This is a genomic window from Aminobacter sp. LjRoot7 (genome assembly GCF_964252895.1).
Classification (GTDB): domain Bacteria; phylum Pseudomonadota; class Alphaproteobacteria; order Rhizobiales; family Rhizobiaceae; genus Aminobacter; species Aminobacter aminovorans_B.
Genome location: NZ_CAXUPX020000012.1, coordinates 138,685 through 165,626, shown reverse-complemented (window position 1 = coordinate 165,626; position 26,942 = coordinate 138,685). Strand labels below are relative to the sequence as shown.

Sequence of the window (26,942 nt, the reverse complement as noted above, 5' to 3'; positions counted from 1 at the left end):
ATTAAGCCATTGGCATGGCTTGCGTTTTCCTGTGCATGCCGGCCGGTCGCGGGCATACTGCCCGGCTTTTATGAGAGATTTCAGTACCTTCGCATGCACATGGTAGTTGCTCCGGCAGCCGGCAGCCTCGCATAGGTTGGAAGATCCCGGACATGCACAGCGCTTGCGCTGCAGATCGGCACGCAGATATATCGCTTCCTGAAAGGTTGCGTGTTGGGCCGTTTAGCCCGGAACAGTGCTACCTTCGGTCACGCGCAGTGGTTCAGCGGTGCGGCTTGGCCGATCTGACTCGAACAGTCGCTTTCGCCAAGCCTATTCAACGAAGGCTCTGTGCTCCATCTTGGCCGTTCGCCCCACCAGTTCGCGATCCTGAAAGCTGCCGGTCCGCTACGTAGACACTTATGTTTCAGATTGGTGGATTGCAGACGGCCTGGTCTAAGACAGTCAGTCGCTAAAGCAGACATTCCGGCGATCAGCATATTCTCGCCTGATCGTGCGCAAACCCGTAACTTGCATTTCCGGTTACCGTAACTCTCAATAATGGGGAGCAGGTAGGCGGCGCCCTCCCTGCCGCTATCAGCTTAGGTAATCCGATGAAACAGAAACCTCCCGCAGACGATCCACGCTTTCATCACGAGATTTGGACGGGTCCCACCGCCGAAAGCGCTGACACCGTCTCCGGCATCTATTACGTCGAAAACCACAACGGCCAAAGCAGCTATGCCGAATTGGCCCTCGACTTCCAAATGGCCGCGGATCTGGTCATTGAAACCTATCAGAAGAGCGGAATGGGAAACTGGACTGCTCCACTTTCCCACTTGGTGCGCCAGACGCTGGAGCTTCGCCTGAAGGCGTTGGCCGACATGGTCGGCCAAAAAGGCGGGAAGATAGAAACTAGGCTGCTCTATTCTCATGACCTGAAGGCCATCTGGACACATTGCAGGGATTGGCTCGACCAATCCGGTTACCGGTTTCGCGAAGACGCCCGATTAGCTCAGACCGAGAGGCTGATCGAGGCGTTTCACGCTATCGATCCCTCCGGCGATCTCTTCCGTTTTGGCATTTCCAACCGGACGGCGTTCGGCAAGCAGAAGAGCTACGACAGGGTCGGCCTCATAATGGAAATTCTGGTGCCTGACTTCGCCGCGTCGGACGGCTTCCTACAACATTGGGAAGCGGTTCTGCTACGTGAAATCATGGCAATCGAGATGAATTGGGATAAGGACCCATTCTTCGATCCAAACGACTTTCCGAAGGTCGCGACTGGCACGCTTTGAGTTCGGCGACAGGGGCATTAGTGTTACCCGATGGAGCTGAACACCCGCGAAATCGCAACGCTTATCTGGCTTGGCATCGTCGTTGCGCGCCTTTCTCGGATACGCCTTTCTTAAGCCTATCGATGCTATGAAGCCCGACTGACAGGTGCGAGGGGGACGTAAGTTGGGATTCCAGCCTACCGAAATCGCAGGAATCCAGCCGTGGCGAAAGGCGGTCTTCACCACCTACGCGCTCAGCCTGTCGTTCTTCGAATCCGTCGTTCTCGATGCACTCGTGCGGGGCCGCAGCCTGGAGGCGCTGATCCTCGCCGACGTTGAAGGAATCCGATCCGGACTGAGCGAGCAGGGAGCGCAGCGCGCGGGCCGCGACTACGAGATCGAACCCGTTTCCGTCAGCAACGGGGTCTTTCACCCCAAGGTGTCTGCTTTCGTATCCGACGAGGACTGCCATCTCATCGTCGGATCGGGTAACCTCACGTTCAGCGGATGGGGCCGCAATCTCGAGACGGCCGAGCACCTTCATCCGTCGTTTGCTGCCGATGCCTTCCACGGGGCCTCGCGGTTCTTTGAACTGCTCGGCGGCCAGCGGGGAATTATCCACGGGGCGCAGGAAGCGTGCGCGTCCCTCGCACAGGATCTCTCGCGCGCGGCTGGCCGCGGACGCGGGGATGGTTCGGTGCGCTTCCTACACAGCCTCGAAGGAAGCATCGCCAAGTCCATGGAAGACATCGCCGGAGAACTCGGCGGCGCGACCCGGCTAACGGTTGCCGCGCCTTTCTGGGACGGCGGCGGAGCGATCGACGACCTCTGCAGTCGGCTGAAGCTGGAAGAAGTGCACGTTCACGCGCATCCAGGAGGTACGGTGCGGGGTACGGCAGGAGCCAACTGGCCGTTCGGTGCGAAATCCCGGGTCATTGCAGTGGCGGCAGAACCTTTTACAGAGACGGCAAACAGGAAGCTGCACGCAAAGGCATTTGAAGTGGCCTGCAGAAAAGGCAGGCTTATCGTCTCCGGAAGCGCGAACGCCTCCAGCGCAGCGCTGACCGGTCTGAACGTTGAAACCTGTGTGGCGCGCGTGCAGCGCGGCTCGATGGTCAGATGGCATCTAGTCCGCGCGGCAGTCCCGACTCCCGTTCTCCCGCTGGAAAACGAAACAGAAAACGATGGCCCGCTTCCCGGCGTGCTGCGCGCATCCGTAACTGGCGACGCAATCACGGGACGCGTGCTCTCGCCCAGGATGAAAGGGGCTGCCCAGCTCTTTCACTATGGTCCCGCAGGATGGAAGCCGCTCGCCGATGCCTTGCTCGACGATGACGGGAGCTTCTGTGTCGCGATCCCCGGCTTCGAGGCCGCGTCGCTTCGAGGCGGGCGCGTCGTGTTCAGGGTCGAGGCGGGACAGAGCGCCGCCGAAGGGTTTGCATCTCTCTCGGCAATTACGGGCCTGAGGCGGTTCGCAGGAAAGGCTGCTGCCAGTCTCATAGCTATTCTCGGTGGCACCGAAACGCCGGACGATTTCCGCGTGCTCCTTGAATGGGCGCACGACAATCCCGGCTTCCTCCGGCCCGAGATCGCCGGAGGCGGAGGAGGCGCGGCACCTAAGCCGACGGGGCATTCCATGATCCCGACATCGAGTTTGTGTAGCACGGGCGGCTCGGCTACGGCGATGCCGGGCGGCGGGGAAACGGGACGGGGCTGGGCACGGTTCGTAGATGCCCTCCTCTCCGCCCTCAAAGAGCGCCGCGGCCCGATCGGTCGCGATGACAACGAAGACGAACCTAAACCGGGCAACGGCCGGCAGAAGCCTAAGTCCGGAAAGGCCGACGGCGGGGCCAATCGGGATCCCCTCGAAGTCCTCGATCGGGTTGTCAACGCCATGCTTGGGAAGGGAGCCAGCCGCGAGACGGCGCTCAGGGCGATGACCTTGGTGGCCTATGCATGTGACAGGCTTGCCGACAGGGTAACCGCAGGCAAGGCCGAACAGTGGCTGAAGCAGGTGGTGGATGCCTACTGCGCCGCTGCCGTGGAAGGACCTCTGGACGAAGAGGCCGCATCGGCGATCCTCGCCCTGTGTGGACCTGATCCGTCCCCGGACTCAGCGCGCGCAGCGCGCCAGCGCATCATGAGGGCCAGTGGCGACTTCGACGGCGATCGCCCCCCCGTGAAGCCAGCGGAACCGTTCATCGCCGCAATGGGGCACGAGGCTTCCTACGAAAAGGTATGGGCCAGGATCTTAGAAATCAGGACGTGGCGCGAGCAGGCAGGGGCATACGCCGCTGCGCTGGCAGACGGCAGTCCCCGCGACGGATATGCCGAACTGCTCGGCTCGTGTCCCTCGGAAGCGCGGCTGATGGCAGACGCTTTCGTATCCGAAACTGCTCGGCGCCGAGTCTATATAATGAGCGGTACGGGATCGTGCTGCAACCGCCGCATGACACTACCAAAGATCGAACAGGGAAGGCTAAGAAGCCTCGGCGTGGCCCGATCGACCAACTGCTGCCAGAAAGTTCTCGTTCTGCCGGAGGGTGTCGATGGCTAAGCGGACAATGGCCGAAATCCTCTCCGAGGCGAGCGCGGCGGATGGACCCACCGTCGTCGACGACACTCAGATCGCTCATTCCTCGATAGATCCGTGCGGCCTGCGACAGACGAACTTTGACCTGATGAATATGGTGACTGACGGACTAAACAACGTTGCAAAACACGTCAGGCCATTCTCCTTCGTCTCCTGGGCGTGGCGGCGTGCGCTGAGGCTTGCCAAGGCCGAGGGCAGGCCGGATACCGACGCAACGGTCCTCGAAGACTTTGTGGCACGCTGCGAGGTCATCTTCGCCTGGTCTGTTTTCATCTCGGGAACTCAGGCGGATATTCCGGGACGGCAGGCCATGGCGCCGATACTGGGTGCGCAGAAGATGGACTTCCACGGAGCTGCGTGGAAGGCCTTCCGAGAAGGTCGCGCGGACAGTACGTCGCTCTCGGCCGCAGTGAATTACGGACCAGGCCTCAAGTCCCTGGGGTGGCTCGGACGCAACGACGTGAACGCAAAGATTCTCGTTCCGCCAACCGATGTCGACGCGGCTCTCGATTCATTCGAAGCCAGGATTGCCGACCGGCTCGGCCATCCTGCATTTTCGGGTTTCGGCCCGGCGACGGTCACGAGAGAAGAAGCACTTGCATGGGCGCAGGGATGGATGCCCGACGAACTGACGGAAGAAGAACGCAGACATGCAGCGAGAACCCTGACTGGCGACCTTGCTACGGAGACTCGAGCTGAAGGTATGAAGCTCCTTCTGCACGCAGCCGCCCGCCCCCAACTGGGTTCGACCGAAGCGGTGAGGTCGGCTCTCGCCGGGGAAGACCCCGGCTTCGAAGTCCCCGAAGGGTTGGAGAGAGCGGCAACGCGGTGGCGGCGGCTCCAATACAGGCAACTGTTCCGCTATGCCGTGGAGTCACTTCTCGCATGGACGCTGGACAGGCTGGCCCAGTCGGATGGCCCGCTAGGCACCCCCGCATTGGCCTCCGCCTTCCTCGCCGAAGCCGCAATCGACGGGGCCGGATCTGCATCGGATTGGCTGGACGGAACGGACCCCACAACGCCACCATCGTCCGCGACGGCAGCTATTGCCGACGCGCTACGCAGCCAGACAAGGGAAGGCCTCGCGGCCGCGATCGCGCAAGCGCTCGCCCTGTGCATCGCCCACTCGCCGCACGACCCGGAAACCTTCGACCGGGAAGATCGCCTACCTCTGCGAAGGGCGGCCAAGGAAGCAAACGCCCGCCGACATATGCGAGCGCGCGAACTCGTCCGTCACGCGATCGAGACATGGGCGATAGCGCAACACATCTACTGGGCGGTAGGAAGAGGGCTGCAGGACGCGCGCGGCGGCGGCAAGACGATCCTGCGCCTCAAGGTGGTGATGGAAGAGGGTGGCTGGACGGCGCTGCCGGGCAGGAGCAGACTCACTCCCGCGCCCACTCCGGATAGGATAGAAACAGCTATCTCCCTGGCCGCCGAGTGCGGCCTCCTTCCGGAGGTGGTGGCCTGACCTCGCTCTCCAGGCAAAGCACGGCGCGACTGGAGCCTCGCAAACTGCACCCACTGCTTGACCGCGTCGTCAAAGTTGCACGGATCCGTTCGACACCTTTGCGTCTGTTGTTTCCGACCCGACCAGCCTCAGGGAAGTCGTGAAGAACAGGACCTGGTCAGCCAGCTTGAAGCAGAAGGCCTTCCAGTCCAGATCTTCCGCGATAGACGGAGTCGCTAATAGAGATCCGGCAAAGGCCTCTTGCGTCGTCGAGAAATTACCTTCGCTCATGTTGGCCAGTGGCACCGCGCCGGCGCAGGTGCCAATGAACACGATGGCGGCCCTGCCCAAAACAGACTGTCGTAGTCGGGTATTGCGGGCTTCGCCGGCTCCGAATTATTTCGAAGCCGAGTCCACCTTGAACGATGCCTCACCATCCTCAATACCCTTCTTAGCCTTCTTGTAAGCTGACTTCGGGATTTGGGGGCTTGCCTTGTTCAAATCGTCCTTTTCCGCCACCAGCGACCGGAGCTGGCTCGTCAGACCCTCGTCAGTCGCATCCGCAGCCCAGCAGTCGATCGACCAAAACATACGTGCTGCGTTGTTCAGTCTGTCATAGGCGTGGGCAGCTGCTAGGTGGGCAGCCTCCTTTTCGTTGGGGTTGAGGAAAGTCGTGATACCCGAAAGAACCGGAACGACAATTGCAAAGATCACCGCTGCGGCAGCTACAAGTGGATTTTGCTCGGCGGTCTTGGTGAAGGCGACCAATGCGGAGATGACGACGGTGGGAATGCCCAACCAAAGGTGCCACGTCTTCCACCTCTGCGCTGCTTGATGGTGCCCCTTGCACGAGTAAAGCGTGCTTTCCTCAAGACGCTTGGCCTCGATGATCACTTGGTCGCGGGTTTTCGATGGCGGCCGCTCGCCGGTGGTGATGACTTCAGCCATAAGCGGGAAAGTGGTCCGGGAAGAGGCGCCGCCACTGCTCGATGGCGTCTCGGTTGCGGTTTACGGCGTTGTGCTGTTCAGCCAGGAGGGCGATATTGAGCGCGGCTTGGAGCTTCCCAACCGCCTCGTCACCTTTGGACGGATTGTCAATGTATCTCCCGATGTCGTCGCCATAGCCGGCAGGGTCTAGGTTTTTTGTCCTCACCGCCGCTCTAGCCTTGTCGAAGAAGAACCGGACCCCTGAGGGGAAGTCGGTGATAGTCACATTGGTGAAAATCTGGAGTGCCAATACCTCGATGTGGAAAGACCGGAAAAAGGAGCCGTGGCTCTTGTTCCATGCCTTTAGCATCTTGATGACCGGGACCAAATTGCCGTTGTGATATCTGTTGGCGGCACTCATCAACTCGACGTGCTTTTTAGGGTCAGTGGAGAGCCAGCTGTTTGTTACAGAATTGGGGATGAGGTATCCGCCGCCTTGACGGTGAAACCCTACGACAACATCGACGACGAAGTCGGTGAACCGGATGGTCACCGCTTGACCATTACGGGAGATGCTTGGGGTCGATGTGTAGGTCTTGAGCAGCGTTCTCTTGACAAAATCGAGGAGCGCCGGCGGACCACCGTTCTGTCCGTTGTACCAATGGAAGTATCTGTTTTCGAGCACGCAAAAGATATCGATGTCCGCTTCTTTCAGCGGCGAAATCATAGTGTGGCGAGCGTATGAGCCGGTCAGGAATGTATCGTTAACCTGCATTCCCGCTTGCATTACATCACGCACACGGGATTGCCGGGTCGATACAGTTTCGGATTGTAGATCCGTGATCTCAAGGTTGGACCTGAGCTGAGCAAAGCTCTGTTGAACTGTAGTAGCCATTTTCCGCCCAAGCACTCAATCAAGTCAATATGTGTAGCTCGAAACATACGCACTGCAATGGGCTTGCTGGATCGGCGCCCTTGTTTCTTTACCCTTGGCGGCAGATTTCCAGGAGGATGGGTATTTGTTGGTTACAAGTAGCTCAAGTGTCTAGCATGTCCCATTCGTCGCCGAGCACCCAACGAACAGCGGACAGCTTGCCGCTGAGCATTCCCCACTCGAAATCGGTCCAAGGGCCTAATTCGTCAGGGTACTTCTCTTCAGCGGACTTCATGGCGGCGATCATTCCGTCCCATATATCGTCCACGATCATGCCCCGCCGCTCTTCGGGCGTTCCCGCCTCCCAGACCTCCCTTGGAACTCGCTTCTCTTTCCCGCTCTCAACGGCGCCGATGATGCCCCACTTTCGGCCGTACCAAATCTGCGTCGTTAACTTGTGCTCGGCTTCGAGCAGTTCGGACAGCGCCCGAGACTGTTGGTTGTATTCCCGGTCGAAGGTGACCTCCTCGATTAGGTCGCTGGCGAACTCGTTCAAGAGCGCGCCAAGGCTGGTTGAGTAGCGCGAGTGTACCCCGTCGAAGAGAGCCGCGAGGTCCGGGTGCGGTAAGCGGGTGTCGGCACCCTTCTGACTGAAGTCGTGGATGTTGTGCGTGACGAACGCGAGCACGTCGTCGCCCTCCCGCTTTGTGCATGCGTCGATGTACATCTCAATGATTATCGCGTCGCCGATGCCGTTCATCTGCCGATGGAACGGGGCGACCTTGGCGATGGCGCGATCCGCTGCTCGGGCCTTTACGCTCTCACTGACAGGGATCGGCTCGGTCGATGTAAACAGGTTGTCGATTAGGCCAACCGCTTCATTCACGGCCTCGCCGCCAGTGGCGAGGCGATGTTCAATCTCGTTCAGCTGCTTTAGGACCTCGTTCTGGCCGTCCTCCGGTCCGAACTGCACAATTGCGTCCTTCACCCGTTTGAAGTGACTCGACAGGCTGGCGCGGCTGGATGCCATTACCCGGGCCCGATTGCGGGCGAACTCGTCTAGAATCATCTGCGGCAGAATCAGTTCAACTTCGCCCGCTTCCGTCACCGCGACTAGCGCGTCCAGCAATGGCAGGTGGCGCGGGTCTTTCGTGAGATCCAGCCACACTGATGTGTCGATAAGTAGTTTGAACTTCATCTTAGCCCCGCAAAAAGGTCGAGTGCGGAGGCTAGCGGCTTCCAAGCGCATGGTCACCACCCGCTGTCTCGTCCGTGGTGGGTGGCAGTCACACGCTGACACGATGTCAGAAGGCCCTTGTCGCGCTTTCCGCCGTCAGGATCGACAAGTACCTTCCCGAATGGCCGGCTCGAGGTCGGCCGCTGAACCGCGGCCATCCCCGATTGCAGACGGGCCGTTGTCGGCCCCATGTCGGTCATTCCAGCGGCCGCTCCCCTGCACCCTTTGGATCTACTCGACCGTCCCACATGGATGATTCCTGGGGCTATCTCTTTCAAACTGCGATCTGAAGCAAATGTCGGAATCGGTAGTTGCGTGTCCCCGCAACCAAATAACAAAACAGCCCAGCTCGTCTGGGCTGTTTTGTTATTCGGACGCTGGTGACGGTCGAGTTGAACCTGCATCAAGGGGCCCGCAAGGAGGCGATAGCCGACGAAGCGGGACAAAAAGGCCAAATCCTGTCCCCGCAACCAAAACAAAAGCCCGCCAAGGTGAAAACCACGGCGGGCTTTTTGCTATCCGCACGCCGGTGACGCGAGAGAGATGAAAATGCAGCGGGGGCCCGCAAGGAGGCCGCAGCCGACAAAGCGGGACAAAATGCCGAAGCCTGGAACCAAGACCATTGCTAACGACACTCCCGTGAGCCTTGCTCCGGGCGTGTTTTTGGTTGCAGTCCCAACTGCCTGTCGCTCGCTATTTGGACGCTCGCGACGGCCGAGTTGAAGCGGCAACAGACGCGCGCAACAGGCAAAAGCCAACGAAGCGGGACAAAACAAAAAAAGCCCGAAACCAAAACCAACAATCAAACAGCCCGGCTAGGCAAAACCTAGGCGGGCTGTTTGGGGTTCCAGGCATAAGCAAATGCCAGAGCAGCAATAGCAGAAGAGGGGTTGCTCGGCGCGATCAAGTGCATGGAAGCCGCGCAGATGCCGCACTGGCATTTCGCGAGATATTCCTGCTGTGGCTCGGCTGCCATTATTGGGAAATGCCGAATTTGCCAGGTGCGAGCAGCTTTACGATGCTCGAAAACTCCTCGCCGCCAAGGCCGGCGGCTACCCCCCGATCGAGCAGGGACTGAATCGGATCAAGAAGCTCTGTGCTGACGCCCTGTTCTTCGCTGGCCCGCCGGATGTTGCGAAATCCGATCGACTGCATGGCAAGGGTCGCCGTGACATTCTCCCCGAAGCTTCCATTGTCGATCTGACGCGCAAGATGCGGCAGGAATGATGCAATACCATTCAGATAGGGGATGAGATGGTCATTGGTGAATGCTTCGGCTTCTACAGCTGAGTTGACCGTGGCCATCGCGGTCAATGCGCCACCGACCATTCCATACATGGCACCGTTTAGCGCCAGGTCAAGCAGTGAGGCGGCTCCGGGCTCGGCTCCTGCAAAGACCACCTTGCCCAAACTCTCGAGCAACGTTTTTTGCTTGTCCAGCAGATCTTCGCGGCATCCTGAATAGAAGATGGAGGCACCGTCCGCACCGATCATGGACGGGATCGCCATGATGCCGCCGTCGATGTAGCCGATGCGCTCGCGCTCCGCCCACACGGACAGTTCTCGCGCCTCCCGCGGTGTGCCGTTGGTCAGATTGATCAGTAACCGCCCCGAAAGCGCCTCTGCCGCAGGCTCGATCGTTTCGCGGACGGCGGAATAGTCCAGTAGGCAGATGATCGTGACCGGGCTCGCATGGATCGCTTCTTCCACGGTTCGCGCCTGGATTGCTCCCCTTTCCACGAGTGGTTCAGCCTTGGAAGCGGTTCGGTTCCATACCGTGACCTTGTGTCCGGCATTGATGAGAGATCCCGCCAGTGCCTGCCCCATGGCGCCTAGCCCGATGAGAGAAACGTCATTCATGGCTTCTTATCCTGTTTGCTTTCGCCAGCGGCAAGATCGCCATGTACTTGACTTTTAACAAGTACCTACCAAAAAGTATGTGCCAGATGTTCGGAACCACGCCATGCGTAGAAAACAACCTCATAGCTGCGGACTCGGTCCGGCGTTCAATGTGATTGGTGGGAAATGGAAGGCTCTGATCCTCTGGGAAGTGCACATCAAGCCGCGACGCTTCGGTGAGTTGAAACGGCTGGTGCCTGGGATCAGCGAAAAGATGCTCATCCAGCAGCTCCGCCAGATGGAGGAGGATGGACTTCTTGCTCGTGAGGATTTTGGCGAGATACCGCCGAGAGTGGAGTATACGGTAACTCAACTCGGAACATCGTTGGCGACCGCCCTCACCCCCGTTGGCCGGTGGGGCGAAGAGCATGGCGCGGAGATCGAAGAACGTTGGCGACGACGGGAACAGGAGACGATGTCCGCCAGCCGCTAGGCGGAAGGCAGGCCTGCATATCAGTCATTCGCCGCAACGTGCCGCTGCTGCGGCATGTTACGATTTGTATCCGAAAACCTATTCCCCGGTGTGAGGGAGTTTGCTGCGCAGTGCTTTGCACCGTCGCAGCTAGAACAGCTCGAAATCGCCAGATGGCGCGGCGCTCAGTGACGAGGAATTCTGGCCGGCCAGGCGCGATGCGAGGTCCGATAGCGTGATCGCGGCGAGTGCTGCGTGCGGATCGAGCTGCCAGCTCGGGGTTGACGCTGCGCCGAGACCGTCGAGATAGCCGGCTAAGCATCGCAGTTTTTGCTCGATGTGGTCAAAACTCTGCAGCGCCTGCGCATAGTGTGGGTCGTTGGCGGCGAGCTGGCCGCTCTGCGCGGAAACCAGCGGATGCAGCCGTTCCACCTGTGCTGCGATGTCGTTCAGCTCGGTGCTCACCCGTCCGAGCAGGTCGGATACGGACACAGGCGTCTCATGGCAAAGTGCACTGGCACGCGATGGCATGGCGGAAGGGCCTTTCAGAAGATCAGAAGAACTCGACGGAACCGCCCGAAGGCGCGACCGGCGGCTGCTTGGGCGGAACAGGCGCAACAAAACCCTTGTCGCCGGAGAGCATGACCTGGCGGGCGCGGCCTGACAACGGCCAGTATTCGACACGTCGGCCGCGATCGCCGCCGAGGTCGCCGCCGACGATGCTGATGCCTTCGTTGCGCAGGAACGTCTCGGCAAACTCGCCATTCATCGCCCCGATGTCCGACAGACCCTCGATGGTTCGCGCGCCGCCGAACAGCTTGGCTTCCAGCCGGTGGCGATGGGCGCCACGCTGCAACAGGCCGTTGACGAGCAGCTCCATCAGGTGGACGCCGTAGCTCTGGGCGTCGAGCGACGAGCGCCCATTGTTGCCGGGCAGCAGGAAGTGGTTCATACCGCCGGTCCGGGCAAAGGGATCGCGGATGCAGGCGGCGACGCAGGAGCCGAGAATGGTCGTCAGCACGACGTCCTCCCGGTCGACCACGTGGTACTCGCCGCGCATGACGGTGATGCGCTGGTTTGCCAGTGTCACTTAAGGATCCCGACGATTGCTTCGATGGCCTTCTTGAGCGCCGGCGTGGTGAACGGCTTGGTCAGGAAGTTGTTGACGCCGAGTGACACGGCGGCTTCCAGCAGCTGGCGGTCGCCCTTGCCGGTCAACAGGATGAACGGCGTCGCCCGGGTCGGGCCGTAGGAGCGGATCGCCTTCAACAGCTGCAGCCCGTCGAGCTTCGGCATGTTGAAGTCGGAGATGACCATATGCGAGGGCTGCTCCATCATCATGCGCAGCGCCTGCTCGCCGTCCTTGGCGATGGAAATCTTGCGGATGCCCATCTCCTGCAGCGCATCCGTGATGAGCATGCGGCTGGTCGTCGTATCGTCGACAACGAGAACCTTAAAGTGTTCGAGGAAGGACATTTTTAGCTCCATTGGAATTCGAGCGCGTGAGCGCGAGGATGTGGGAGGCGATCTTGTCCAGCGGCGCCTGCCGCTCGACCGCGCCGACTTCGAAGGCGACCCTGGGCATGCCGTAGACAAGGCTGGTGGCTTCGTCCTGGCCGATCGTGCCGGCGCCGGCCTGGCGCATCTGCAGCAGCCCGGCAGCACCGTCGCGGCCCATGCCGGTCAGGATCGCGCCGACTGATTTGGAACCCGTCGCCCTGGCGACCGAGGCAAACAGCACGTCGACGGACGGCCGGTGGCCATTGACCGGATCGGTGCTGCGCAGCCGGCAGCGCAACTGGCCGGGGCCCGAAATCTCGAGATGCGTGGCCCCGCCCGGGGCGAGGTAGACATGCCCCGTTGTCAGCGGCGCGCCATCGACGGCCTCGCTGACGCGTGGCCGCGACATGCGGTTAAGGCGCTCGGCGAAGCTCTTGGTGAAAGCCGCCGGCATATGCTGGGTGATCACCGTCGGCGGGCAGTTCTCGGGGAACTGCGACAGCACTGTGATCAGCGCTTCGACGCCACCCGTCGACGAACCTATCGCCACGATCTTGCCGTTCGGCACATAGTCGGCATTGGCAGCAGGCTGCTCGCGCTGGGCACTCGGCTGGCTCGTCGCCAGCGGACGAATCTGGGCGCGTGCCGCTGCCTTCACCGTCGCCTGCAGCGTGCCGAAAGCCCGGTCGTCGCTGAAGGATGCCTTGGAAATGCAGTCGAAGGCGCCGATCTCGAGTGCCGTGATCGTGGCCGTGGCATCCCTTGATGTCAGGCTCGACACCATGATCACAGGCATCGGCCTGAGCCGCATGATCTTCTCGAGGAATTCGAGCCCGTTCATATTCGGCATCTCGACGTCGAGCGTGATAACGTCGGGATTGAGTTCCTTGATCTTGGTGCGGGCCTCCAGCGGGTCGGCGGCATGGCCGACGACCTCGATGGCGGGGTCGAGACGCAGCACTGCCGAAAGCAGCGTGCGCATGGTGGCGGAATCGTCGACGATGAGAACGCGAACCGGCTTCATGCGGCGCCCTCGCGCAGCTTGTAGGTGGTGATGCCCTCGGGCTGGAAGTCCGCGGTCGCAGGCCCCGAGACGCGCTCGGAATGGCCGATATAGAGCGTACCGCCCGCTGTCAGCAGCGGCACGAAACGGCTCCAGATCCGCGACTGCGTCGCCTCCTCGAAATAGATGACGACGTTGCGGCAGTAGATCGCCTGGAAGCGGCCCTTCATCGGCCACGCGCCGATGAGGTTGAGTTCGCGGAAGGCGACGATGGTGCGCATTTCGTCGGCGGCGCTGTACGAGGTGCTATCGCCCGAGCGCACCGGCGTGAACCAGCGCCGGCGCAGGTCCGGCGGCACCGGGCGAAGGGCGGCCTCGCTGTAGATGCCCTCGCGGCCGAACGCGACCATGTTGGGGTCGATGTCGGTCGCCAGAACCCGGATGTCGTAGTTGGCGGCCTCGGGCATCAGCGACAGGATCGTCAAGGCGATCGAATAGGGCTCGGCGCCATTGGAGCATGCCGCCGACCAGATGCGGACGCGGCCGCCGCGCCGCGCCGCATCGAGAAGCGGCGGCAGAACCTGCTTGGCCAGATGCTCGAAATGATGCGGCTCGCGGTAGAAATTGGTGACGTTGGTGGTCAACGCCGCCAGCATCTTCTGGCGCTCGTCGAGGCCCTCGCGCGAGGCGATGAGGGTGCAGTAGTCACGGAAGCTCTCCAGTCCGAGCGCCCTGAGGCGCTTGGACAGCCGGGAGTAGACGAGTGCCGCCTTCGCCTCGGTCAGGTGGATGCCGGCGTCGGCATGGAGCATCGCCGCGATCTGCCGCATGTCCTCGCCGGTGAGCACGAACTCACCGGCGACAAGGCTCTGGCGCTGACTGCGCGGCTTGTCGATTTGCAGAGTGGTCATGCCGCGATCGGCTCAAGCGCCGGCAGGACGTTGTCCAGTGCGATCAGGCTGATCATCCGGCCTTCGATCGCCAGCACGCCGCGCACGAAGGTCTTGGCCATGTCGGAGGCGACGTCGGGCGTCGGCTTGATGGCGTCGTCGGTGACCGACAGGATGTCGGACACCGCGTCGACAAGAAGCCCCACGACCTGCGTGCCAACCTGGGCCACCATGATGACATGGCGAACGGTCGGTTCCGGCGGCTGGAAGCCGAGGCGGGCGGCGAGATCGACGATCGGCAGGATCGCGCCGCGCAGGTTGATGACGCCGCGAACGTAGGGTGGCGACTTGGGCAGCACGGTCGCCGGTGCCCAGCCTCTGATCTCACGCACCGACATGATGTCGACGCAGAATTCCTGCTCGCCGATACGGAACGCGATGAGCTCGCGGCTGCTGTTGTCGTGTTTGGTGGTCTCGATCATGGCATCACCCTGCTGCTGCAAGAACGGGTTCAAGAATGGTCACGTCGGACTGCGAATTGGCGATCACGGTGTCGACGTCGATGATGAGAGCGACGCGGCCATCGCCAAGGATGGTTGCGGCGGCGATGCCCGGCACATGCCGGTAGTTGGACTCCAGGCTCTTGATGACGACCTGGCGCTGGCCCTGGATCGTATCGACGAGCAGGGCACTGCGGCGGCCGCCTTCGGTCTCGACCAGGATCGCCACGGCCGCCAGTGGATCGGTGGCGGTGTTGCGGAAGCCGAGTTCGCGGCCGACGTCGATCAGCGGTGTGAAGGTATCGCGGATCGCAATGACCCGAGCGCCGCCGCCGAGGCCGTGCACGTCGGCTGCCTTGGGCTGCAGGGTCTCGATGATCGCCGTCAGCGGCACCACCAGCGTCTGGTCGGCGACCGTCACCACCATGCCGTCGAGCACGGCGAGCGTCAGCGGCAGGCTCATAGTGAAGGTCGAGCCCTTGCCGGGGCGCGAGGCGATCGAAAGGCGACCGCCAAGACCCTGGATCGAACGCTTGACCACGTCCATGCCGACGCCGCGGCCGGAAATGTTCGACACCTCGGACGCCGTGGAGAAGCCCGGCAGGAAGATCAGGTTGTCGATCTCCTCGTCGGACAAAACGGCATCGGCCGCGATCAAGCCCTTCTCGGCGGCAATCGCCTTGACCCTGCTACGGTTGATGCCAGCGCCGTCATCGGCAACCTCGATGACGATGCGGCCCGAGCGGTGCATCGCCGACAGGCGCACAACGCCCTCGGCCGGCTTGCCGGCGGCGATGCGCACCTCGGGCTTCTCCAGCCCGTGGTCGATAGCGTTGCGGATCATGTGGGTCAGCGGGTCGTTCAGGCGGTCGATCACCGTCTTGTCGACCTCTGTGCCCTCGCCATCGGTGATCAGGCGCACCTGTTTGCCGGTCATGCTGGCGACTTCGCGCACCAGGCGCGGAATACGCTGGAACACCGACTTCACCGCCTGGGCGCGAATGGCCATGACGCAGTCCTGGATCTCGCGCGTCAGGTGCTCGAGTTCATCGAGGCCAAGGGCCACCGCTGATCCGGGCACGTGTCCGGCTTCCATGACGCGCTGCGACAGCATTGCCTGGTTGATGACGAGCTCGCCGACGAGATCGATCAGCCGGTCGACACGTTCGAGATCGGCGCGGATGGTCTGCGGGGCGGCGGCACTGGCACCGCCTTCGCTGTTGCGCGCCGCGGCAGCCTTGGCCGGCTGGGCCTCGACTTCAGCAACAGCCTCGCGTTCCTCGGCCAAAGGCAGCGGGATGATCTCCGCCGTCGTTGCCGGCAGAGCCGCCTCATCGCCCTGGATGGAGCGGAGCAGGGCAGCGAATGCGTCTTCGGTCGAGTCCGTTGCGGATTCGGCATCGGAGGAACCGGCGTCGGCTGCCTGGATGGTCAGGCTGGAATCCCACTCCACAAATTCGAAGACTTCGCGGATCGCGTCCTCACCCTTTTCGGTGGTGAGCTTGATGGTCCATTCGAGATAGGCGCCTTCCGGATCGAGTTCGGCGAGGGACGGCAGTCCGCTTGCGTCGCAGCTGATGTCCAGTTCGCCGAGGCGTTCCAGTTCGCGCAGCACCAGCACCGTCTCGTTGCCCTTGGCATAGAGTTCGGGCCTGGGCTTGAAATTGATCGTGTAGCTGCGCCCGGTTTCGACAGGTGCGTCCGAGAAATCGAACGCCACGGTGACGGGCGTGAAGGAGAAGTCGCTCATGTCGTCTTCTTCTTCGGCTTCCGCCTCGGCCCCGCCAGGGCTGAGCGCGGTGAGCTCGCCGACCAGCACTTCGCTGCGACCGCTGTCGACCGTGTGGCCGTCACGTGCCGCCGCCACGAGATCCGCCAGAAGGTCAGCGGCGCGCAGCATGATGGCCATGACGTCGGCCGTTGGTTCCAGCGCGCCGTTGCGGACGTGGTCGAGCGTTGTTTCGAAGACATGGGCGAATTGCACCAGGTCTTCGAGGCTGAAGGCGCCCGCGCCGCCCTTGATTGAATGCACCGCGCGGAAAACCGCGTTCACGGTGTCGGATTCGGCTTCCCCGCGTTCCATTGCGAGAAGGCCTGTTTCCAGTTCGGCGAGTTGTTCCTCGCACTCCTGGAAGAAGGTCTGCTTGACCGCTGCCATTGCATCCACGGACATGTCTCCCGGTTCAGGCCGACACGCGGCGGATGGCGTCGATCAGCTTGGCAGGATCGAAAGGCTTGATGATCCAGCCGGTCGCACCCGCACGGCGGGCACGATCCTTCTTCTCAGCATCGCTCTCGGTGGTCAGCACCAGGATCGGAATGCCGCGATAGGTGTCGTCGGCACGCACATGCTCGATGAAGCCGAAACCATCCATGCGGGGCATGTTGATGTCGGTGACGATGACCCGCGGGGTCTCGCTCTTCAGCACCTCAAGGCCGTGGACGCCGTCCTCGGCCTGAATGACCCTGTAGCCGGCTTGCGTCAGCGCCAGTTTCAGCATCTCGCGCATCGTGCGAGAATCATCGACGGTCAAAATGGTCGCGCTCATTCCGGCATCTCCTCCCTGGTGAAATCCGCTTCCGAGAAGCCCAGGAGCCGCAGGCCTTCGACGAAGCCGGGCGTCAGGTTGGTGAAGGAGAGCGCGGTGTCATCCGCGCTCCAGGTTTGTTGCGCCGACAGGAGAACCTGAAGGCATTGACCGCCGATCCGCTCCACGCGCGAGGCATCGATGGTCAGCGCGGTTCCGCGCATTGCGAGCAGGCTTTCGGTCAGAGGCGCTGCCGCCCTGAAGTCCAGCGCTGCCGCAAGCTCGAGTATCCGTTGCGAAGGATCGGACACGGTGGTCATGGCTGGCTCAGAACTCCTGCCAGTCGTCGGCCGCCGGAGCGATCGCACGGGCTGCGGAAGAACCGAAGCTCGAGGATGCAACCTTCAGCTCGGGCCGTGGTGCGCGCGACGCCGGAGACTTGGCGCTTGCGGGGCGGCTGTTTTCGACGACCGAGAGCTTGCCGAGCCGGAACGTGCTGATCTGGCGCGACAGTTCTTCGGTTTCCTGGGACAGCGAATGGCTCGCGGCAGTCGATTCCTCGACCATCGCAGCGTTCTGCTGGGTGACCTGGTCCATCTGGTTGACCGCCGAGTTGACCTGGTCGAGACCGGTCGACTGCTCATGCGCGCTGGCCGCGATGTTGGTGACGACCGCGTTGATCTCGGCCACCTGGAGGACGATGCGCTCCAGTGCCCTGCCGGTCTCTGCGACCAGCTTCACACCTTCGCCGACCTGCGTCGTCGAAGCGGAGATCAGGCTCTTGATTTCGCGGGCGGCTTCCGCCGAACGCTGTGCAAGTGCACGCACTTCCGAGGCAACCACGGCGAAGCCGCGTCCTGCATCGCCGGCGCGAGCCGCTTCGACACCGGCATTGAGCGCCAGAAGGTTGGTCTGGAAGGCGATCTCGTCGATCACGCCGATGATGCGGCTGATCTGCTCGGACGACTTCTCGATCGTGCCCATGGCGTCGATCGCCTTGCGCACCACCACGCCGCTGGTCTCGGCGTCGGTCTTGGCCGTCGAGACGACATCACGGGCATGCACCGCACCTTCGGCCGTCTTCTTGACGGTCGCGGTGATCTCGTCGAGCGCAGCTGCGGTCTCTTCGAGGCTGGCTGCCTGCTGTTCGGTGCGGCGCGACAGGTCGTCGGCAGCGGTGTAGATCTCGCCGGTGCCGGCGTGGATCGCCTTCACGGAGGAGGTGATGCTGAGCATCGTCTGCTGCAGCTTTTCGACCGACTCGTTGAAGTCCTGGCGCAACTTGACCAGCTTGTCGGGGAACGGCGCGTCGATGCGGTGCATCAGGTCGCCCTTCGACAGAGCGTCGAGGCCGTGGCCCAGGGCCGAGATCGCAACCATGTCCTGGCGGTCTTCCTCGGCCTTCTGCGCGGCGCGCAGAGCCGCTTCTTCCTCGGCGCGGCGACGCGTTTCGGCAGCTTCTGCCTCGAGGCGAACCTTCTCGATCGCGGCTTCCTTGAAGGTCTGCACGGCGGACGCCATCTGGCCGACTTCGTCGCGGCGGCCGATGGCCGGAACCACGACCTTGAGGTCGCCGGAAGCCAGGCTGCGCATCGCCTGCGTCATGTTGTTGACCGGCGTCGCGATCTGGCTGGAGAGCCACAGCGCGATCACCACGAGGATGGCGATGATCAGGCCGGCGCTTCCGAGCTGCAGGTACTGTGCTGTCGCAATGGCGTCGTTCTTGAGAACCGCAGTGTCCTCTTCCCACTTGCCAATTTCGGCCTGCATCTCGGCAACCGCCTTGCGGACGGTGGCCTGCACTTCCGAGGCGCGGGTCGAACCAGCGAGTTCGCGGCCGCGATCATAGGTTTCCGGCTTGCCGGCGAGCTGGACGATCGGGTCGCCAATCTCGTTGCGCCAGTTGTTGGCAGCCGCCTGGAAATTGTCGATCGCTGCGATCACGTCCTTGTCGGTGATCTGCCGGCCCCGGGCGTCGACGATGGTCTTGTCGACGTTCAGCGATGTGTCGTGATAGCGCTTGGCGACGTCTTCGCGCAGGCTCAGCACATAGGTGCGGGCGATGTTGGCGCGGTCGAGGTGCAGGGCTTCGGCTTTGCCGAGCGTGTTGAGAACGCTGCTTGCCACCTGAAGCTCCGCGCTGGCAGCTTCGAGCTGGCTCAGTGCGCGCATCATCATCCCGCCGACGACGAGGCTGACGATGACGATCGCCGAGAAGGCAAGCACCAGTTTGCGCGTGATTGAGAGATTGGCGGCGGAGAAGCCACTTCTCGGCGGCGGACCGCCGTAGTGGGTGGCTGTTGGATCGTAGGTGGAACTCATTGGGCGTTTCCTTGCCGTCGAGGTAGAACGTGGTTGCCTGGCCCACAGGTCTTCTTCGCCGGCAAAGTATGGCCGTTCGCTGGGAAGCTTTTTCGCTTCGCATCGCCTGAAGACATGCAGGAATGTGAGTAGGGGATGGCGCCGGCGGCGTCGCCAGCGCGTATTTTGCTTCGAAAAAGGAGGAGATCTAAGAGAGGTTTTTCAAACGTGGCTTATTAGAAAATGCTCATGCCTTGCCTGCTATTCCATTCCCCGAGAGCGCCGACAGGAACCCCTCCCTGTACTTAAAAATTTAGCTATCTCGTTGACTCGACGTATTCAGAAGAAATTACCCAAGTGTAAATGCCGGCAACACTGCCAAGGATCCGAGTCATCAGTACTTGTACGGCAAGAGTCTTTGGCGTCGCGCAAGCAATGTCTGGAAGTTAAGCGTCCGGTATTGGGAATGATCGGCTTAAGATAATCCAGTACTCTTGCAAGGTTATAGGCCAGTTGAATCCGGTTTGATCCTAGTCGGCGCCGATCCATGTAAGCCGCCGCTGACAGTCGAATCCGCCGCCTTTTGGGCTTTGTCGAACGGTTGCTGCCCGGTGACTCAACGGAAAGGCGGCTATCGATCTGCCTCATTCTTGCCTTTGTTGGCAGTGGGCTTGTTAGAGTTCAGAGGTCGATACGCTGCGAAATTCCGCAGAGTCACGTGAATTTTTTTGCGCCACGGTGCTCAAGTTGACCTTGAGTCACGCGATCAGCCGCAATGTCTGCGCGCGGCGGTTGTGAGCCGATTATGCAACTCGCCGAACGAGGGGAATCATGGCGCGCAGGCTTTGCTGCAGGCTGCATGGTGGCCCGCTGCCCGTGGTTGAATCCTGGCGCGTTTTACTTCCTGTTTAGTTGCAATGCGTGCTGCAACAGGTCGCGACAGAAGGTTTGTACACAAATGAAAATGCCGTCGTAGACGATTTGTACACGAATGAAATGCGCCGCCAAATGTTTGTGTACAAATGAAAAAGGCGCCGGCCGTGGCCGACGCCTTCTCCAGATAAGCGCTCGTGGCGCCCGCCTCGGTCGCCTCAGCCGATGCGCTGGCCGCTCCTCGGGTCGAAAACGTGCAGATCGGAAGCCGTTGCCGACAGCCGGACGGTATCATCAGGCTTCACCGCGACCCGCCCCATGGCGAAGATGCACACCTGCTGGCCAGCAAGTCTGGCATAGAACTGCGTCGACAGGCCCAGCGGCTCGACCACCTCGACCTGGACGGCGATGTCGCCATCTGCCGCGACACGCATATGCTCGGGCCGCAGCCCGATGCTCACCTCGTCGCCATCGGCGACCGGCAGGCTCGCCAGTACGGGCAGATGCTGCCCGTCGGCCAGGACGGCCGTCGTATCGCTGCCCGTCCGCCTGATCGTGGCCGGCAGGAAGTTCATGCCTGGCGAGCCGATGAAGCCGGCGACGAAGGCGTTGGCGGGCCGGTCATAGAGGTCGAGCGGTGCACCAACCTGCTGGACGACGCCGTCATGCATGACGACGATGCGGTCGGCCATCGTCATCGCCTCGATCTGGTCGTGGGTGACATAGACCGAGGTCGTCTTGAGCTGCTGGTGCAACGCCTTGATCTCGGTGCGCATGTGCACGCGCAGCTTGGCATCGAGGTTGGACAGAGGTTCATCGAACAGGAACACCTTGGGATCGCGCACGATGGCGCGGCCCATGGCAACGCGCTGGCGTTGGCCGCCGGAGAGCTGGCGCGGCAGGCGCGCCAGCAGCTTGTCGAGGCCGAGCCGGCTGGCCGCGCCGTTGACCCTGGTGTCGATGGCGCCCTTCTCGGCTTTGCGGAGCGCCAGGCTGAAACCCATGTTCGAGGCGACGTTCATATGCGGGTAGAGCGCATAGGACTGGAACACCATGGCGATGTCGCGGTCCTTGGGCGCGACGTCGTTGACGACACGTTCGCCAATGCGGATCTCGCCCGCCGACACTTCCTCAAGCCCGGCGATCATCCTGAGCAGGGTAGACTTGCCGCAGCCGGAGGGGCCGACGAGCACCACGAACTCGCCGTCGGCGATCTCCAGGTCGACGGCCTGGAGCACGTTGAGCGAGCCGTAGTCCTTCTGGACCTTGTTGAGCGTAACCGAAGCCATGGTCCTACCCTTTGACGGCGCCGGCGGTCAGGCCGGTCACGAGATAGCGTTGCAGGAATGCGAAGAAGATACAGACCGGGATAAGCGCCAGGATCGACGCCGCCATCATCTGCCCCCAATCGACGGCAAACTTGCCGATGAAGGTGAGCAGGCCGACGGCGAAGGTTTTCTGGCCCTCGCTGGAGATCAGCATCAGCGCGAACAACAGCTCGCTCCACGCCGCCGTGAAGACGAAGCCGAGTGTGGCGCCCATGCCGGGCAAGGTCAGCGGGATAATGATGCGGCGCAGTGCCTGGAAGCGGGTGCAGCCATCGATCATCGCCGCTTCCTCCAGGTCCTTCGGGATGCCGTCGAAGAAGGACTGCATCAGGAAGGTCGCGAAGGCGGTGTTGAAGGCGGTGTAGATGATGATCAGCCCGGTCAGGCTGTTGGTCAGGCCGAGCTCACCCATGATGCGGTAGATCGGCGGAATGACCATCACCAGCGGGAAGGTCTGGGTCAGCAAAAGTGCGATCGCCACCGTCGTCTTGCCGCGGAAGGAAAAGCGCGACATGGCATAACCTGCGCCCGAGGCGATGACGGTCACCAGGATGGCGGTCGTCACCGACACCAGAACGCTGTTGAAGAAATAGAGCGGGAAGTCGCTGGCCTTCAGCACGGTGACGTAGTTCTCGAAGGTGGTGGCCGACGGCCACAGCGTGATGCCTTCGGAATAGAGCAGCGACTGCGGCGTCACCGAGATCTTCAGCGTCCAGTAGATCGGAAACAGCGCGAAGACGATGTAGGCACCGATCGCGCCATAGAGGCCGATGCCGCCGAGAAGGCGAGCGGAGGTCGAACGTCCGGCAATCATCACGAATTCCTCGCGAGCGAGCGGCGGATGCCGATGAGCACGACCGCATAAAGGATGAGCAGCACCAAAAGCAGCACGGCAACCGCCGAGGCATAACCCTTGTCCAGCGACTTGAAGGCGCTGACATAGATGTAGGTGGCGACCGTGTTGGTAGCCCCTGCCGGGCCGCCCGCAGTCATGACGAAGATCAGGTCGGCGAAGGTGGCGATCCAGATGGTGCGCAGCATCACCGTGATGGCGATCGTCGGTGCGAGGAACGGCAGCGTCACCTTGGAAAAGCGCTGCCATGGCGAGGCACCGTCGATGGCCGCTGCTTCATGCAGTTCGGACGGGATCGATTTCAGTGCCGCAAGCAGGGTGATGGCGAAGAACGGAACGCCGAACCAGACATTGGCGATGATCGGTCCCCACATGGCTGTGGCCGGATCGGAAAGGATGCTTGTCGGCTCCGCCTGCAGCCCGAGCGCGTAGAGCCAATGCGGCAACGGCCCAACGATGGGGTTGAACAGCCAGGCCCAGGTCAGGCCGGACAGGAACGACGGCACCGCCCAGGGCAAGAACACCACCGCCTGGACGATCCTGCGGCCAAAGAACGGCCGGTCGAGCAGCAAAGCCAGCCCGAGGCCGAGGAAGAACTGGAAGAACAGGCTGCCGACGGTCCACCACAGCGTGTTGAGCAGCGCCTGGCCGAGCAATGCGTCAGACAGCATCGCCTGGTACTGGCCGAGACCGACGAATTCGGACTTGAATGCCGAGAATTTGCGGAACGAGTAGCTGATGCCAACGATCAGCGGTACCAAAAGCACGGTGACGAGCAGGATCAGCGCCGGGCCGAGATAGAGCCAAGGCTCCAGTCCGGGCAAGGCGCCTCTGCGGCGCACGTTCCGCGGCGATGTCAGTTCGGTGACTGCTGTGGTCATGGCGATTGCTTTCGTCATGGCGAAAAAATCGCCCCCTCGCGCGCGACCTCGTCTCCAAGGGGAGAAAGGGCTTGGCGGCGAAGCCGGCATGACCGCGAAACGCGGTCGGCGAGGGGGCAGCAAGGGAGCCCTTGGAAGGGCATGGTTGGCGGGGCATTGCTGCCCCGCCATGGCCGTTACTTCTTGTTTTTGGCCATCCAGTCCTGCTGTTCCTTGGTCAGGAACGCGGCCCATTCGTCGGCGATGTCCTTGGCCGTGCGCTGGCCGAGCAGCACTTCCTGGACATTCTTGACCGACACCTGGTCGTAGAAGTTGCCGAGGTTTTCGAGATGCACCGGCGGCGTCACGAACTCGAACTTCTCAGGATTGTTCAGCTCGTCGAACCAGCCCTTGAACTGCTCGGTCTTGAAGTGCGGATCATCGGCAGCACTGGTGTGGATCGGCAGCACGCCGACTTCCTTGGCCCAGCCGATGTTGTCAGCCGGGGAAAGCAGCGTCGACAAGAGCTTCCAGGCGTCTTCCTTGACGTCCGAATTGGCAAACATCGACCAGCCGGCATACCCGAGCGTCGGATAGGATTTGCCTGAAGGCCCGGCTGGCATCGGCGCCACCGCGAAGTCTTCCGGCTTCATCTTTTCGGCGATGCCGATCAGCGCGTCCGGATCCTGGTCGAGCATGGCGCAGGTGCCGGAGTAGAAACCGGTGACGATTTCGTTGAAGCCCCAGGTGACGCTGTCCTTGGGGGCGTAGCCGTTCTTGTAGATGTCGGCCAGCATCTGCAGGCCCTTGACCGAACCTTCCTCGTTGATCGTCGAGGTGCCGTCGGCGTTGAAATAGCCGCCCTTGCCGTTGGCGATGTTCATGAACATCTGGACGCCGTTGAAGCCGCCCGGGCCGCCGCGCAGGCAGTAGCCATACTTGCCGTTGATCGCCGAGATCTTCTTGTTGGCGTCCATGAATTCGTCGAGCGTCGTCGGCGCGTGGTCGATGCCGGCTTCCTTGAACAGCTTCTTGTTCCAGAACATGGCCCGGAGATAATAGCCGTAGGGGATCATGTACTGCTTGCCATCGACCACCGAGCCGAACTGCTTGGCGCGATCGCCGAGCGTTGCGGCATCTGCCCACTTCGCCATATAGGGGCCGAGGTCTTCGAGCTGGCCGTTGGTGCCATAGAGACCGAGCCAGCGCTCGGGCATTTCGACGACGTCAGGGGTGTCGCCGGCCTGAACCATGGTCAGGAACTTTTCGAATGCCTGGCCCCAGGGCAGCGAAACGAGCTCGACCTTGACGCCAGGATTGGCCGTCTCAAACGCGGCGATCTGCTTCTTCAGGAACTCCGTGCGCTGCGGGCTGGTGATCACCTCCACCATCTTGACGGTCGAATCCGCCAGCGCCGATCCCGCCGAAAGGGCAAGGCCAAGGGCCGTTGCGAACAAAAGGCTGTATTTCCTCATTCCAGTCACTCCCATTCTTGGATTTGAAGTTATTTTCTTTTTGCTTCCCCGAAGGCGCGACTGACGTCGGCCCAGAGATCCTCCACATTTTCCAGCCCGACATTCAGCCTGATGGTTCGCGGGCTGACCCCGAACCGGCCTATGGAATTGGCATCCGGTGTCTGCTGCAGCGAGGCGAGCGCCGGCACCACGAGGCTCTCATGCCCACCCCAGCTGACGCCGATGCGGAACAGTTTCAGCGCATCGGTGAAGGCCGGCACGTCGATGTCCTCGGTCACCTCGAAGGAGAACAGGCCAGAATAGCCCGCGAGCGTTTTCTTGCCCGGATGATTGGAGAAAGCGGGATGGTTGACGCGTTCAACATGGGCGTGGCCCTTGAGCCGTTCGGCAATCGTCAGCCCGCTCTTCATATGATGCGGCAGCCTGAGCGGCAGCGTGCGCAGGCCGCGCAGCAGAAGCCACGCCTCGAAGGGCGACAGCTTGGCGCCGAGATAGGGATAGGTGCGTTCGTTGATGCGGCGGATGTGCTCGGCCGATCCGGCCACCACGCCGGCGACCGTGTCGCTGTGGCCGCCTAGATATTTCGAGGCCGAATGCATGACGATGTCGACGCCATGCAGGATCGGCTTCTGGAACAGCGGCGTCGCCCAGGAATTGTCTATGACGGTGACGATGCCCTGCGCCTTGGCGAGTGCCGTCAGGACTTCGAGTTCCTGCAGCTCGAACATCATCGAGGTCGGGCTTTCGAGATAGAGCATCGCCGCGCCCGGCAGCGCCGCCTTGACCGCGTCCGGATCGGAGCCGTCGACATAATCGACCTTCATGCCGAGATGGGGGAGCAGCCGCTCGAACAGGCGATAGGCGTCGCCATAGCAGTTGCGTACCGCAACGATGCGCTCGCCGGCGCCGACGAAGGCGAGCACTGTCGAGCTGATCGCCGCCATGCCGCTGGAAAATCCGCGGGCGGCCTCGGCTCCTTCGAGGGCTGCGATCTTGCTTTCGAACTCCATCACCGTCGGGTTGTTGCCGCGCGAATAGATCGGCTTGGTGCTGCGCCCGGCGAACACGTCGGCCATCTCGGCATAGCTGTCGAAGGTGAACAGCGACGTCTGGTAGATCGGCGGCACCACGGCGCCGCCGGGGAACGGCTCGTCATGGGCCAGCAAGGTCGCCGCCTCGGCAATGAAGTCGCGCTCGAACTCGCTGCTCATTTGTATCCCGCACGTTTGAGATTGGCGTCGCCGCGGCGCAGGTCGGCCTCGACTGTGGCGATCAGTTTCAGCGCTTCGGCGCGCGCGCCTTCGGCATCGCGGGCCGCGATCCGCTCGTAGATCGTGCGGTGGTAGGGAAAGCTGGCGTGGCCGAAGTCATGCACGCCGAGCGGATGCTCCCAGAAGCGGTGGAAAAGCTCGTGCATCGCCGTGATGATCTGTTCGAACAGCGGATTGCCCGACACCCGGTAGATCGCCTGGTGGAAATCCCAGTCCTCGTCGGACGACATGCCGGCGCGGGCATGAAAGGCCTCTTCCATGACCTCGAGCTTCTGGCGGATGATCTCCAGTTCGGTCGGGCCGGCGCGCAGGGCGCACAAAGCGGCAGCCTCGGCCTCGAGCCCGCGGCGGATTTCCAGCGTGTGCATCAGGCTTTCGAAGTCGTTGCCCGAGGCAAATGTCAGCGGCAGATGCAGCATGTCACGCGACACCGCCGCCTTGAGATAGGTGCCGCTGCCCTGGCGGCGCTCGACGAGGCCAAGCCCTTCCCAGCGCGTCAGCGCCTCGCGCACGGTGGTGCGGCTGACCTTGAGCCGCTCGGACAGGACGCGCTCGGTCGGCAGCCGGTCGCCGGGCTTGAGCTCCTCGTGGATGACGAAATCCGCCAGCACATTGAGGACCGCGTCATCGCGCGCAGTGGCTTGGAGGGGAGGCAGGTCGAGCACGTCGCGGCTTCCAAATGGTACAATGGTCGGACCAATTTCTGCATGGACGGCTGCGGCTGTCAATCGCGAATGTCAGGAAAGTTCAGGAGGGGCTGGCCACGCCGTCGCCGTCAGCACCTGCGGCAAGGCGTTTGGTGATGTCGGATGCGGCATTGGAAAGAGTTGCTTGGTGGGTCGCCGTCGCCTTGATCGCAGGTCGGGTTCGCAGTTTTCTCAAGGGCTTGCGGGCAACGCGATGCAAAACGGG

The 26,942-nt window shown here is 62.0% G+C and carries 27 protein-coding genes; 5 read left to right on the top strand and 22 right to left on the bottom strand.

The window, feature by feature from the left end; all coding sequences use genetic code 11:
- Positions 1 to 593: 593 nt before the first annotated feature.
- The 3 genes from ACSQ3E_RS26745 (at position 594) to ACSQ3E_RS26735 (ending at position 5,320) form a co-directional block, all read left to right on the top strand.
- Positions 594 to 1,277, top strand: a complete 684-nt coding sequence (locus ACSQ3E_RS26745; RefSeq protein WP_436124986.1) for a hypothetical protein — start codon at positions 594 to 596, stop codon at positions 1,275 to 1,277.
- A 163-nt stretch (positions 1,278 to 1,440) separates the two neighbouring features.
- Positions 1,441 to 3,813, top strand: a complete 2,373-nt coding sequence (locus tag ACSQ3E_RS26740; RefSeq protein ID WP_436124985.1) for a phospholipase D family protein — start codon at positions 1,441 to 1,443, stop codon at positions 3,811 to 3,813.
- Entirely contained in the window at positions 3,806 to 5,320 is a 1,515-nt protein-coding gene (locus tag ACSQ3E_RS26735) for a hypothetical protein (protein ID WP_436124984.1), read from the top strand. Before ACSQ3E_RS26740 ends, ACSQ3E_RS26735 begins: the two co-directional genes overlap by 8 nt.
- A gap of 69 nt (positions 5,321 to 5,389) precedes the next feature.
- On the opposite strand, the gene ACSQ3E_RS26730 is transcribed toward ACSQ3E_RS26735, so the two are convergent.
- The 4 genes from ACSQ3E_RS26730 to ACSQ3E_RS26715 form a co-directional block, all read right to left on the bottom strand.
- Positions 5,390 to 5,632 (bottom strand): hypothetical protein, encoded by a 243-nt coding sequence (locus ACSQ3E_RS26730; RefSeq protein ID WP_436124983.1) that lies wholly within the window; start codon positions 5,630 to 5,632, stop codon positions 5,390 to 5,392.
- A gap of 63 nt (positions 5,633 to 5,695) precedes the next feature.
- The gene (locus tag ACSQ3E_RS26725) at positions 5,696 to 6,247 is read right to left on the bottom strand and encodes an SLATT domain-containing protein (protein ID WP_436124982.1); all 552 of its coding nucleotides are present in this window, start codon (positions 6,245 to 6,247) and stop codon (positions 5,696 to 5,698) included.
- On the bottom strand, positions 6,240 to 7,121 hold the full coding sequence (locus tag ACSQ3E_RS26720; RefSeq protein WP_436124981.1) for a CBASS oligonucleotide cyclase: 882 nt from the start codon (positions 7,119 to 7,121) through the stop codon (positions 6,240 to 6,242). The genes ACSQ3E_RS26725 and ACSQ3E_RS26720 overlap by 8 nt, the downstream gene beginning before the upstream one ends.
- Before the next feature lie 142 nt (positions 7,122 to 7,263).
- Positions 7,264 to 8,298, bottom strand: coding sequence for a PIN domain-containing protein (locus tag ACSQ3E_RS26715; protein ID WP_436124980.1), 1,035 nt, complete (start codon positions 8,296 to 8,298; stop codon positions 7,264 to 7,266).
- A gap of 419 nt (positions 8,299 to 8,717) precedes the next feature.
- Here ACSQ3E_RS26715 and ACSQ3E_RS26710 point away from each other — a divergent pair, with 419 nt between their 5' ends.
- Positions 8,718 to 8,870, top strand: coding sequence for a hypothetical protein (locus ACSQ3E_RS26710; protein WP_436124979.1), 153 nt, complete (start codon positions 8,718 to 8,720; stop codon positions 8,868 to 8,870).
- A 293-nt stretch (positions 8,871 to 9,163) separates the two neighbouring features.
- Here ACSQ3E_RS26710 and ACSQ3E_RS26705 read toward each other — a convergent pair whose 3' ends face one another.
- Both ACSQ3E_RS26705 and ACSQ3E_RS26700 read right to left on the bottom strand, forming a co-directional pair.
- Complete coding sequence (locus ACSQ3E_RS26705) at positions 9,164 to 9,313, bottom strand: hypothetical protein (protein ID WP_436124978.1); 150 nt, start codon at positions 9,311 to 9,313, stop codon at positions 9,164 to 9,166.
- Entirely contained in the window at positions 9,313 to 10,197 is an 885-nt protein-coding gene (locus ACSQ3E_RS26700) for an NAD(P)-dependent oxidoreductase (protein ID WP_436124977.1), read from the bottom strand. Before ACSQ3E_RS26700 ends, ACSQ3E_RS26705 begins: the two co-directional genes overlap by 1 nt.
- Before the next feature lie 103 nt (positions 10,198 to 10,300).
- Here ACSQ3E_RS26700 and ACSQ3E_RS26695 point away from each other — a divergent pair, with 103 nt between their 5' ends.
- Positions 10,301 to 10,669 carry a winged helix-turn-helix transcriptional regulator gene (locus ACSQ3E_RS26695; RefSeq protein ID WP_436124976.1) on the top strand — a complete coding sequence of 123 codons (369 nt, stop codon included), beginning with the start codon at positions 10,301 to 10,303 and terminating at the stop codon, positions 10,667 to 10,669.
- Between the two features lie 129 nt (positions 10,670 to 10,798).
- Here the strand turns inward: ACSQ3E_RS26695 and ACSQ3E_RS26690 are convergent, their stop codons facing one another.
- From ACSQ3E_RS26690 to ACSQ3E_RS26615, 16 genes are all read right to left on the bottom strand, one after another.
- The gene (locus ACSQ3E_RS26690; protein ID WP_436124975.1) at positions 10,799 to 11,179 is read right to left on the bottom strand and encodes a hypothetical protein; all 381 of its coding nucleotides are present in this window, start codon (positions 11,177 to 11,179) and stop codon (positions 10,799 to 10,801) included.
- 22 nt (positions 11,180 to 11,201) lie between these two features.
- On the bottom strand, positions 11,202 to 11,708 hold the full coding sequence (locus ACSQ3E_RS26685) for a chemotaxis protein CheD (RefSeq protein ID WP_409014698.1): 507 nt from the start codon (positions 11,706 to 11,708) through the stop codon (positions 11,202 to 11,204).
- 26 nt (positions 11,709 to 11,734) lie between these two features.
- Positions 11,735 to 12,124, bottom strand: coding sequence for a response regulator (locus ACSQ3E_RS26680; protein ID WP_436124974.1), 390 nt, complete (start codon positions 12,122 to 12,124; stop codon positions 11,735 to 11,737).
- Complete coding sequence (locus ACSQ3E_RS26675; protein ID WP_310327592.1) at positions 12,102 to 13,172, bottom strand: protein-glutamate methylesterase/protein-glutamine glutaminase; 1,071 nt, start codon at positions 13,170 to 13,172, stop codon at positions 12,102 to 12,104. Before ACSQ3E_RS26675 ends, ACSQ3E_RS26680 begins: the two co-directional genes overlap by 23 nt.
- Positions 13,169 to 14,062 (bottom strand): CheR family methyltransferase, encoded by an 894-nt coding sequence (locus ACSQ3E_RS26670; protein ID WP_310327589.1) that lies wholly within the window; start codon positions 14,060 to 14,062, stop codon positions 13,169 to 13,171. Before ACSQ3E_RS26670 ends, ACSQ3E_RS26675 begins: the two co-directional genes overlap by 4 nt.
- Positions 14,059 to 14,523 carry a chemotaxis protein CheW gene (locus ACSQ3E_RS26665; RefSeq protein WP_154387179.1) on the bottom strand — a complete coding sequence of 155 codons (465 nt, stop codon included), beginning with the start codon at positions 14,521 to 14,523 and terminating at the stop codon, positions 14,059 to 14,061. The genes ACSQ3E_RS26670 and ACSQ3E_RS26665 overlap by 4 nt, the downstream gene beginning before the upstream one ends.
- A gap of 4 nt (positions 14,524 to 14,527) precedes the next feature.
- On the bottom strand, positions 14,528 to 16,699 hold the full coding sequence (locus ACSQ3E_RS26660) for a chemotaxis protein CheA (protein ID WP_436124990.1): 2,172 nt from the start codon (positions 16,697 to 16,699) through the stop codon (positions 14,528 to 14,530).
- 25 nt (positions 16,700 to 16,724) lie between these two features.
- Positions 16,725 to 17,090, bottom strand: coding sequence for a response regulator (locus ACSQ3E_RS26655; RefSeq protein ID WP_310327580.1), 366 nt, complete (start codon positions 17,088 to 17,090; stop codon positions 16,725 to 16,727).
- Entirely contained in the window at positions 17,087 to 17,389 is a 303-nt protein-coding gene (locus ACSQ3E_RS26650) for an STAS domain-containing protein (protein WP_154387177.1), read from the bottom strand. The genes ACSQ3E_RS26655 and ACSQ3E_RS26650 overlap by 4 nt, the downstream gene beginning before the upstream one ends.
- A 7-nt stretch (positions 17,390 to 17,396) precedes the next feature.
- Positions 17,397 to 19,391: a HAMP domain-containing methyl-accepting chemotaxis protein gene (locus ACSQ3E_RS26645; RefSeq protein WP_436124973.1), complete on the bottom strand. Its 1,995-nt coding sequence runs from the start codon at positions 19,389 to 19,391 to the stop codon at positions 17,397 to 17,399.
- A 1,070-nt stretch (positions 19,392 to 20,461) separates the two neighbouring features.
- Positions 20,462 to 21,532, bottom strand: coding sequence for an ABC transporter ATP-binding protein (locus tag ACSQ3E_RS26640; RefSeq protein WP_436124972.1), 1,071 nt, complete (start codon positions 21,530 to 21,532; stop codon positions 20,462 to 20,464).
- Positions 21,533 to 21,536: 4 nt separating this feature from the next.
- Positions 21,537 to 22,385, bottom strand: a complete 849-nt coding sequence (locus ACSQ3E_RS26635; RefSeq protein ID WP_310327570.1) for a carbohydrate ABC transporter permease — start codon at positions 22,383 to 22,385, stop codon at positions 21,537 to 21,539.
- Positions 22,385 to 23,305 carry a carbohydrate ABC transporter permease gene (locus tag ACSQ3E_RS26630; protein WP_310327618.1) on the bottom strand — a complete coding sequence of 307 codons (921 nt, stop codon included), beginning with the start codon at positions 23,303 to 23,305 and terminating at the stop codon, positions 22,385 to 22,387. The genes ACSQ3E_RS26635 and ACSQ3E_RS26630 overlap by 1 nt, the downstream gene beginning before the upstream one ends.
- A gap of 176 nt (positions 23,306 to 23,481) precedes the next feature.
- The gene (locus ACSQ3E_RS26625; RefSeq protein ID WP_436124971.1) at positions 23,482 to 24,759 is read right to left on the bottom strand and encodes an ABC transporter substrate-binding protein; all 1,278 of its coding nucleotides are present in this window, start codon (positions 24,757 to 24,759) and stop codon (positions 23,482 to 23,484) included.
- 29 nt (positions 24,760 to 24,788) lie between these two features.
- Complete coding sequence (locus ACSQ3E_RS26620; protein WP_436124970.1) at positions 24,789 to 25,970, bottom strand: PLP-dependent transferase; 1,182 nt, start codon at positions 25,968 to 25,970, stop codon at positions 24,789 to 24,791.
- Positions 25,967 to 26,695, bottom strand: a complete 729-nt coding sequence (locus tag ACSQ3E_RS26615) for a FadR/GntR family transcriptional regulator (RefSeq protein ID WP_436124969.1) — start codon at positions 26,693 to 26,695, stop codon at positions 25,967 to 25,969. Before ACSQ3E_RS26615 ends, ACSQ3E_RS26620 begins: the two co-directional genes overlap by 4 nt.
- Between the last annotated feature and the right edge of the window lie 247 nt (positions 26,696 to 26,942).

Coding starts and splice junctions, on each gene's coding strand:
- ACSQ3E_RS26745 (WP_436124986.1), top strand. CDS start 594: ATGAAACAGAAACCTCCCGCAGACGATCCACGCTTTCATCACGAGATT.
- ACSQ3E_RS26735 (WP_436124984.1), top strand. CDS start 3,806: ATGGCTAAGCGGACAATGGCCGAAATCCTCTCCGAGGCGAGCGCGGCG.
- ACSQ3E_RS26725 (WP_436124982.1), bottom strand. CDS start 6,247: ATGGCTGAAGTCATCACCACCGGCGAGCGGCCGCCATCGAAAACCCGC.
- ACSQ3E_RS26720 (WP_436124981.1), bottom strand. CDS start 7,121: ATGGCTACTACAGTTCAACAGAGCTTTGCTCAGCTCAGGTCCAACCTT.
- ACSQ3E_RS26715 (WP_436124980.1), bottom strand. CDS start 8,298: ATGAAGTTCAAACTACTTATCGACACATCAGTGTGGCTGGATCTCACG.
- ACSQ3E_RS26705 (WP_436124978.1), bottom strand. CDS start 9,313: ATGGCAGCCGAGCCACAGCAGGAATATCTCGCGAAATGCCAGTGCGGC.
- ACSQ3E_RS26700 (WP_436124977.1), bottom strand. CDS start 10,197: ATGAATGACGTTTCTCTCATCGGGCTAGGCGCCATGGGGCAGGCACTG.
- ACSQ3E_RS26695 (WP_436124976.1), top strand. CDS start 10,301: ATGCGTAGAAAACAACCTCATAGCTGCGGACTCGGTCCGGCGTTCAAT.
- ACSQ3E_RS26690 (WP_436124975.1), bottom strand. CDS start 11,179: ATGCCATCGCGTGCCAGTGCACTTTGCCATGAGACGCCTGTGTCCGTA.
- ACSQ3E_RS26685 (WP_409014698.1), bottom strand. CDS start 11,708: ATGCGCGGCGAGTACCACGTGGTCGACCGGGAGGACGTCGTGCTGACG.
- ACSQ3E_RS26680 (WP_436124974.1), bottom strand. CDS start 12,124: ATGTCCTTCCTCGAACACTTTAAGGTTCTCGTTGTCGACGATACGACG.
- ACSQ3E_RS26675 (WP_310327592.1), bottom strand. CDS start 13,172: ATGAAGCCGGTTCGCGTTCTCATCGTCGACGATTCCGCCACCATGCGC.
- ACSQ3E_RS26670 (WP_310327589.1), bottom strand. CDS start 14,062: ATGACCACTCTGCAAATCGACAAGCCGCGCAGTCAGCGCCAGAGCCTT.
- ACSQ3E_RS26665 (WP_154387179.1), bottom strand. CDS start 14,523: ATGATCGAGACCACCAAACACGACAACAGCAGCCGCGAGCTCATCGCG.
- ACSQ3E_RS26660 (WP_436124990.1), bottom strand. CDS start 16,699: ATGGCAGCGGTCAAGCAGACCTTCTTCCAGGAGTGCGAGGAACAACTC.
- ACSQ3E_RS26655 (WP_310327580.1), bottom strand. CDS start 17,090: ATGAGCGCGACCATTTTGACCGTCGATGATTCTCGCACGATGCGCGAG.
- ACSQ3E_RS26650 (WP_154387177.1), bottom strand. CDS start 17,389: ATGACCACCGTGTCCGATCCTTCGCAACGGATACTCGAGCTTGCGGCA.
- ACSQ3E_RS26645 (WP_436124973.1), bottom strand. CDS start 19,391: ATGAGTTCCACCTACGATCCAACAGCCACCCACTACGGCGGTCCGCCG.
- ACSQ3E_RS26640 (WP_436124972.1), bottom strand. CDS start 21,532: ATGGCTTCGGTTACGCTCAACAAGGTCCAGAAGGACTACGGCTCGCTC.
- ACSQ3E_RS26635 (WP_310327570.1), bottom strand. CDS start 22,385: ATGATTGCCGGACGTTCGACCTCCGCTCGCCTTCTCGGCGGCATCGGC.
- ACSQ3E_RS26630 (WP_310327618.1), bottom strand. CDS start 23,305: ATGACCACAGCAGTCACCGAACTGACATCGCCGCGGAACGTGCGCCGC.
- ACSQ3E_RS26625 (WP_436124971.1), bottom strand. CDS start 24,759: ATGAGGAAATACAGCCTTTTGTTCGCAACGGCCCTTGGCCTTGCCCTT.
- ACSQ3E_RS26620 (WP_436124970.1), bottom strand. CDS start 25,970: ATGAGCAGCGAGTTCGAGCGCGACTTCATTGCCGAGGCGGCGACCTTG.